A 7,164-nucleotide genomic window follows, 5' to 3' on the forward strand; every position below is an offset into this window, starting at 1 on the left:
GGTCTGACGACCGGGCGGGGCTTCTGTTGGGTGGAGCTGAGGGGATTCGAACCCCTGACCCCCTCGATGCGAACGAGGTGCGCTACCGGACTGCGCCACAGCCCCAACGAGAAGAAACTCTAGCACCTTCCGGAGGGGGTCCGTGACCACCCCCGGGGATGCGGTGCTGGTCCGGGGGCCGGGGAGGTCACTCGTTGGCCGCGCGGGGGCGGATCTCCGGAGCCGACGGTTCGGCGTACTGGTCGAACAGCGGGGTGTTGCGGGCGGACTCGGCGGGGCGGCCCGCGGTCCAGGTGCCGGGGGCCGTCAGGTCGAGGCCGCGGGAGACCCGGGGGGCGACCGGCGCCGTGACGTACGTCGGCAGCGGGACGGGCACCGGCTCCCAGGAGTCCGGGCCGGCCGCTCCGCGCTCGCGCATGCCGTCGACCCATTCCTCGTGCTCGGTCGCCTCGGCCACCGCTGAGGCGGACGGCGCGGAGGCGGACGGCGCGGAGACGGCGGCCTCGCCGGGGTCGGCGGCCAGCCGCAGGTGCGGGCGGCGTCCGGCCCGCCCCTCGGCGGCCGGGGCCTGGGCACGAGCCGGGGCGTGGGCCCGGACGTGGGGCTGGGTGTGGACCTGGGTGTGGGCCTGGGTGTCGACGGCCTCGGCGGGGACGCTCCGGGCCGCGGCGCGCTGCTGCTCGCGCTTGCGCAGCCGCTCGGCCGCCTGGGCGGCCCGGGCACGGTCGAGCTTCACCTCGTAGCGCTGGCGCTCCAGCTTGCGCAGGTGGCCGATGTACAGGGTGAGGAGGGTCGCCGGGACGGCCGGGACCCAGAGGAAGGCCAGTCCGGCCACCGCCGCGACCACGGCGCCGAGCGCGAAGGCCAGGAAGAGGGCGGTGACCATCCGGCGCCGGCGGGCCAGCAGCCGGGCCCGGCGCTGCGCCCCGCCGTGCGGCGCGGAGCCCGGACGCTCTCCCCGGGCACCCCGCTCGGGCGAGGGCACGGGCGCGGTCGCGGACACCGGCACCGGCACCGGCGCGGGTGGAGGCTCGACGGAGGCCGAGGACTCGGGCTCCACGGCGGGCGGCGCGGAGTCCGCCGCGGGGTCGCCTGAGGCGGCCCCGTCCCGTCCGGGAGGGCCGTCGCTGCTGTGCTCGTCGTCACGCGGTTCGTCGCCCAGGGCCCGGGCTGCCCGCCGCTCCAGCCCCGAACGCCCGGCCAGCAGGCGGATGGCGGTGCTGAAGCGCTCCGTCGGGCGCGCCTCGTTGAGTTCGTCCTGCCTGCGGAGCCACATCGGCACCAGATAGGCGGCCCAGGCCCCTACGATGACGGCGTAGATAAGGCCGCTACTGCTCACGACCCACACCGTACGGGCGCCGGGAAGGCCTGGCAGCAATTTGGCTCGGCGTGTCGTGTGATCAAGCTGATTCTCCGACTATTTTGCCGGTATTTGTGCCAGTCCGCCGTCGCGGCGATGCCATATCGATATTTGATTCGAACATATATTCAATTACTTGACTCGTGACCTGAACTGATCGACCGCCAGCGTTCCAGCATCCCCTCCGGCACCTCCTCGGCGGTCAGCGCGTACACCAGGTGGTCCTGCCAGGCGCCGTCGATGTGGAGATAGCGCGGGCGGATTCCCTCCGAGCGGAAGCCGAGCTTTTCCACCACCCGGCGGCTCGGGCCGTTCTCCGGGCGGATGCAGACCTCGATCCGGTGCAGGCCGAGGGTGCGGAAACAGTGGTTGACGGAAAGCGCCACGGCCGTCGGCATGATGCCCCGGCCGGCCACCGCCTCGTCGATCCAGTACCCGACGTTCGCCGAGCACATCGAGCCCCAGGTGATGCCGCCGACGGTCAGCTGGCCCACCAGCTGGCCCTTGTAGAGCACGACGAAGGGCAGCATCCGCCCGGCCGAGCCCTCACCGCGCAGGAAGCGCACCATCTGCCGGAACGTCGGGCGCGGCCCGGCGGCCTGCCCGGCCGGACCGGGCGGGACGGTCGCCTCCCAGCGGCGCAGCCAGTCCCGGTTGCGGAGGCTGACCTCCTGCCACTCGCGCTGGTCGCGGGCCCGGATCGGGCGCAGCACGACCTCCCCCTCGTGGAGTTCTACCGGCCAGCCGGCGTTCAGTGCGCTCTCCCGGAAGCTGGTGCGTCCGGCCGGGGGTGGTCCCCGCCGCCGAGCTGGTCGACGGCGTGGGCGAGCAGCGGTTCGAGGACGGCCAGGCCGTCCTTGACGCCGCCGGTCGAGCCCGGCAGGTTGACGATCAGGGTACGTCCGGCGAGCCCGGCCAGCCCGCGGGAGAGCGCCGAGGTCGGAACCTTCTCCCGGCCGTACGCGCGGATGGACTCGGCGATGCCGGGGACCTGCCGGTCGATCACCCGGGCGGTCATCTCCGGGGTGAGGTCCATCGGCGAGATGCCGGTGCCGCCGGTGGTGAGCACGACGTCGTAGCCGGCCGCGACGGCCTCGCGCAGGACGGCCTCCACCGGCTCGCCGTCCGGGACGACCCGGGGGCCGTCGGCGGTGAAGCCCATCGCGGTCAGGCCGGCCACCAGCAGCGGGCCGCCCCTGTCCTCGTAGACGCCGGCCGAGGCCCGGTTGGAGACCGTTACCGCAAGCGCCCTCATGCGCCCGCCCCCTCGATGGTGAACCCGTTCCGCCCGCTCACTCGCCCGCCTCCGGCGCGAACCAGTCGCCGCTCTTGCCGCCGGTCTTGCTGAGCACCCGGACGGACTCGATGGTGGCGCCCTTGTCCACGGCCTTGACCATGTCGATGACGGTGAGGCCGGCCACCGCGACGGCGGTCAGCGCCTCCATCTCGACGCCGGTGCGGTCGGCGGTCCTCACGGTGGCGGTGATCTCGACGGCGTCGTCCGCGACCGTGAGGTCCACCGTGACGCCGGAGACGGCGATGGGGTGGCAGAGCGGGACCAGGTCGGGGGTCTTCTTGGCGCCCATGATCCCGGCGATCCGGGCCACCGCGAGGGCGTCGCCCTTGGGCACGCCCTCGCCGCGCAGCAGCTCGACCACCTTCGGGGAGACCCGGACCCGGCCGGCCGCGACGGCGGTGCGCGCGGTGGCGGCCTTCTCGGAGACGTCGACCATCCGGGCCGCGCCCTGGTCGTCGACGTGGGTGAGGCGGTCACCGGGGGGAGGTGTCGTCACGGGTGGCTCCAGGGGCGCGCAGGTGGAATACCGCGCTACCGTACAGCTCCCCCGCCCCACCCCGTGGGAGGGGCCTGGTCCGCGGGACATGTCCTAGGAACCGAGCAGGACCACGTCGACCTCGCTGCCGGCGGGCAGGGCGGTGACGGCCTCGGGGACGGTGATCAGGCAGTTCGCCCGGGCCAGGGCACCGACCAGGTGCGACTCGGCGCCGCCCACCGGCTCGACGGTGCCGTCCGCCGCCGAGTAGCGGCCGCGCAGGAACTGCCGGCGGCCGGCCGGGGAGCGCAGCGCCGCCGGGCAGAGCGCGCGGACCACCGGGCGGTGGACGTCGGCGGCGCCGAGCATGGTGCGGATGACCGGGCGGACGAACAGCTCGAAGGAGATGTAGGCGCTGACCGGGTTGCCGGGCAGGGCGAGCAGCGGCACGCCGGCCGGGCCGCCGATCCGGCCGAAGCCCTGCGGCTTGCCGGGCTGCATCCGCAGCCTGCGGAAGTCGACGCCGCCGTAGGACTCGAAGACCTCCTTGACCACGTCGTACGCGCCGACGCTGACCCCGCCGCTGGTGACGATCAGGTCGGCCCGGCCGAGCTGGTCCTCCAGGACGGCGCGCAGCCGGTCGGCCTGGTCCGGGACGGCGCCGACCCGGTAGGCGATGGCGCCGGCGTCCTGGGCGGCCGCGGTGAGGGTGAAGCTGTTGGAGTCGGAGATCTGCCCGGGGCCGACCGGCTCGCCGGGCTGGACCAGCTCGCTGCCGGTGGACAGCACCACGACCCGGGGGCGCGGCCGGACCGTGACGGTGGCGCGGCCGATCGCGGCGAGCAGGCCGAGCTGGGTGGGGCCGAGCCGGGTGCCGGCCCCCAGGACCTTGGTGCCGGCCGCGACGTCGCTGCCGCGGCGGCGGATGTGGGCACCCTCGGCGACCGGGCGCAGGACGCGGACCTCCTCGTCCTCGACGGGCGCGGTCATCGCGTCGGCGGGCACGCCGGTGCCGGTGCCGCCGTCGGTCCATTCGACCGGGGCGACGGCCTGGGCGCCGGGCGGGACGGGGGCGCCGGTCATGATCCGGGCGGCCTGGCCGGGCCCGACCCGGGGCAGTTCGCCCGCGCCGGCCGCGATGTCGCCGACGACGGCGAGCACCGAGGGGTACGGGTCGGTGGCACCGACGGTGTCGGCGGTGCGCACGGCGTAGCCGTCCATCGAGCTGTTGTCGAAGGGCGGCAGGTCGCCGCCGGCGAGGACGTCCTCGGCGAGCCGGCAGCCCTGGGCGTCGAGCAGTTGCAGCTCGATGGCGGGCAGCGGGCCGACCGCGGCCAGGACGTCGCTGAGGTGTTCGTCCACCGTCCAGAGGCGGGGGGCCCCCGGGGCCGGGTCCGTGGGGTCGGGCGGCCGGGCCGGGGGGGGCGCGGGCGGCGGTCGGCGTCTCAGCGGGCCCCGGGCGGGGGGGTCTCCCGGTGGTGTGGTGGGTGGACCCGGTCATCGGCGGCTCGCTCTCTGTCGTCGTGTCAGTCCTGCAGCTCGGAGGCGACGAACTCGCGCAGCCAGGAGCGGAACTCCGGGCCGAGGTCCTCGCGCTCGGAGGCCAGTCGGACGATAGCGCGCAGGTAGTCCGCGCGGTCGCCGGTGTCGTAGCGGCGGCCCTTGAAGAGCACGCCGTGGACCTGGCCGCCGGCCTCCGGGTCGCGGGTGGTCAGCTCGCGCAGGGCGTCGGTGAGCTGGATCTCGCCGCCGCGGCCGGGCGGGGTCTCCCGCAGCACGTCGAAGACCAGCGGGTCGAGGACGTAGCGGCCGATGACGGCGTAGTTCGAGGGGGCCTCGTTCGTCTCGGGCTTCTCGACCAGGTCGGTCACCTGGAAGACGTCCTCGCCGAAGCCGTTCGCCTTGACGGCGGCGCAGCCGTAGAGGTGGATCTGGGAGGGGTCGACCTCCATGAGGGCGACGACCGAGCCGCCGAGCTCCTGCTGGACCTCGATCATGCGGGCGAGCAGCGGGTCGCGCGGGTCGATCAGGTCGTCGCCGAGGAGGACGGCGAAGGGCTGGCCGGCCACGTGCTGCTCGGCGACCGAGACGGCGTGGCCGAGGCCCTTCGGGTCGCCTTGGCGGACGTAGTGCATGTTGGCCAGCTCGACGGATTCGCGGACCCGGCGCAGGCGGTCCTCGTCGCCCTTGCGGGCGAGCAGCTCCTCCAGCTCGTACGCGCGGTCGAAGTGGTCCTCCAGGGCCCGCTTGTTACGGCCGGTGACCATCAGTATGTCGGACAGCCCCGCGGAGGAGGCCTCCTCGACGACGTACTGGATGGCCGGCTTGTCGACGACGGGCAGCATCTCCTTCGGAGTGGCCTTGGTTGCCGGGAGGAAGCGGGTGCCCAGTCCGGCCGCGGGTACCACGGCCTTGGTTACCGGGATTCGGGAGTTGGTCGTCGTCATGCGTTTACCTTACTCAGGCACGTTTTCGCCCGGCCGAGCGCGGTCGACGGCTAGGACAGCACGTCGCGGGGCCCGGCCACGGCGGCAGGCGTATGGGAATTGACCGGCTGGGCGAGGGGGTCCCCGCCGGCACAGGGCGACAGACTACCCGGCTTTTTTGAACGGTCACGCTCGGCAGTCGCGTTGGGCTGCGCACCGGCGGCGGGCGGGGCGGCCGGCCGCGCCGCCGACCGGTCGCCGGGGCCCGGGCGGACCCGCCAGCAGTCGCCGCCGGCCGCCCTGGCCTCGGCGAGCGCGCGGTCGGCGGCGCGCAGCAGCACGGCGGCGTGGGTGCCGTCCTCGGGCAGCACGGCGACGCCGACGGCGGCGGTGAGGCCGTTGCCGTGCGCCGGGCGGGACTCGCGCGGGCCGGAGGACCAGTCGAGCAGCAGGTGCCGGCGGACCGACCAGACCAGGCGCTCGGCGACCTGCACGGCGCCCTCGGCGCCGGTGTCCGGCAGCACCACCAGGAACTCCTCGCCGCTGTAGCGGCCGAGGGTGTCGGCGCGGCGGATCTCCATCGCCAGCCGCTGGGCGAGGTCGCGCAGCACCGCACCGGCACGGCCGCGGCCGTGCTCGGCGACGACCGCGTCGAAGCCGGTGATCTCCAGCAGCAGCACGGCCAGCGGGCGCGGTCCTTCGGGCTGGTCGGTCCGCTCGGCGCGGCGGGCGCGCTCGATCTCGCGGTCCAGGGTGAGCTGCAGGTGGCGGTAGTTCCACACGCCGGTGAGCGGGTCGCAGGAGGCGGTGCGCTCCAGGTCGGCGCAGTGGGTCTCCAGTTCGGCGATCCGCTCGCGCAGCTGCTCCTGCCGGGCGGCGGCTTCGGCGCCGCCCCGGCGCAGCCGTAGCCCGAGCACGGTGGCGCCGGCCAGCGCGGGAGCGCTGAGCACGGCCAGGGCCTGGACCAGCAGCGGGGTGGACAATCGCGGCGGCCTTTCGCATGTCAGGCTCTGCGCGTCGATGGCGCCGGTCGGCGAGACCGGTCGGCGAGACCGGTCGGCGGCACAGCTCGACGACGCAGAGTTGCGGAGGATCCGATGCACAACGAGAAGAGCGATCTGAGGACACGGCTGTTGACCCGGCGCCGCGCACTCTCCGCCGACGGGCGCGCGGAGGCCGCGCACGCGCTGGCCGGGCACGCCGGGGAGCTGGCGGCGCCGGGCACCACCGTGGCCGCGTACGTGTCGGTGGGCGCCGAGCCCGGGACCAGGCCGTTGCTGGACGCGCTGCGGGCGCGCGGGGTGCGGGTCCTGCTGCCGGTGCTGCTGCCCGACAACGACCTGGACTGGGCCGCCTACCAGGGCCCGCAGGAGCTGGCCCCGGCCGGGCGCGGGCTGCTGGAGCCGGTCGGCCCGAGGCTCGGCCCGGAGGCGGTCACGGAGGCCTCGGTGGTGCTGCTGCCGGGCCTGGCGGTGGACCGGCGGGGGCTGCGGCTGGGCCGCGGCGGCGGCAGTTACGACCGGGTGCTGGCCCGGCTGGGGCGGGCGGGCGCGCGGCCGGTGCTGGCGGTGCTGCTGTACGAGCACGAGCTGCTGGACGAGGTGCC

At 75.1% G+C, this 7,164-nt stretch carries 8 protein-coding genes and 1 tRNA gene; 1 reads left to right on the plus strand and 8 read right to left on the minus strand.

Annotated features, from left to right (window positions below):
• Nucleotides 1–31: 31 nt before the first annotated feature.
• The 8 genes from ACFV6I_RS35885 to ACFV6I_RS35920 all read right to left on the minus strand — a co-directional run bounded on the left by ACFV6I_RS35885 (nt 32) and on the right by ACFV6I_RS35920 (nt 6,541).
• Nucleotides 32–105: transfer RNA gene (locus tag ACFV6I_RS35885), tRNA-Ala, on the minus strand.
• An 82-nt stretch (nt 106–187) separates the two neighbouring features.
• Nucleotides 188–1,339, minus strand: a complete 1,152-nt coding sequence (glpR, locus tag ACFV6I_RS35890) for a gephyrin-like molybdotransferase receptor GlpR (protein ID WP_380430135.1) — start codon at nt 1,337–1,339, stop codon at nt 188–190.
• Between the two features lie 149 nt (nt 1,340–1,488).
• Nucleotides 1,489–2,073 (minus strand): GNAT family N-acetyltransferase, encoded by a 585-nt coding sequence (locus ACFV6I_RS35895; RefSeq protein WP_380345730.1) that lies wholly within the window; start codon nt 2,071–2,073, stop codon nt 1,489–1,491.
• A 38-nt stretch (nt 2,074–2,111) separates the two neighbouring features.
• The gene (locus ACFV6I_RS35900; RefSeq protein WP_063348079.1) at nt 2,112–2,615 is read right to left on the minus strand and encodes a molybdenum cofactor biosynthesis protein B; all 504 of its coding nucleotides are present in this window, start codon (nt 2,613–2,615) and stop codon (nt 2,112–2,114) included.
• A 37-nt stretch (nt 2,616–2,652) separates the two neighbouring features.
• Nucleotides 2,653–3,093 (minus strand): cyclic pyranopterin monophosphate synthase MoaC, encoded by a 441-nt coding sequence (gene moaC, locus ACFV6I_RS35905; RefSeq protein ID WP_063351185.1) that lies wholly within the window; start codon nt 3,091–3,093, stop codon nt 2,653–2,655.
• 153 nt (nt 3,094–3,246) lie between these two features.
• Nucleotides 3,247–4,494: a gephyrin-like molybdotransferase Glp gene (gene glp, locus ACFV6I_RS35910; RefSeq protein ID WP_380430138.1), complete on the minus strand. Its 1,248-nt coding sequence runs from the start codon at nt 4,492–4,494 to the stop codon at nt 3,247–3,249.
• Between the two features lie 164 nt (nt 4,495–4,658).
• Entirely contained in the window at nt 4,659–5,579 is a 921-nt protein-coding gene (galU, locus tag ACFV6I_RS35915; RefSeq protein ID WP_063348081.1) for a UTP--glucose-1-phosphate uridylyltransferase GalU, read from the minus strand.
• A gap of 50 nt (nt 5,580–5,629) precedes the next feature.
• On the minus strand, nt 5,630–6,541 hold the full coding sequence (locus ACFV6I_RS35920; RefSeq protein WP_380345735.1) for a GGDEF domain-containing protein: 912 nt from the start codon (nt 6,539–6,541) through the stop codon (nt 5,630–5,632).
• A gap of 114 nt (nt 6,542–6,655) precedes the next feature.
• Here ACFV6I_RS35920 and ACFV6I_RS35925 point away from each other — a divergent pair.
• The coding region (locus ACFV6I_RS35925) for a 5-formyltetrahydrofolate cyclo-ligase (protein WP_380430140.1) at nt 6,656–7,164 on the plus strand (509 nt) is incomplete at its 3' end.

The sequence above is a fragment of the Kitasatospora sp. NPDC059803 genome (assembly GCF_042732255.1).
GTDB lineage: Bacteria > Actinomycetota > Actinomycetes > Streptomycetales > Streptomycetaceae > Kitasatospora.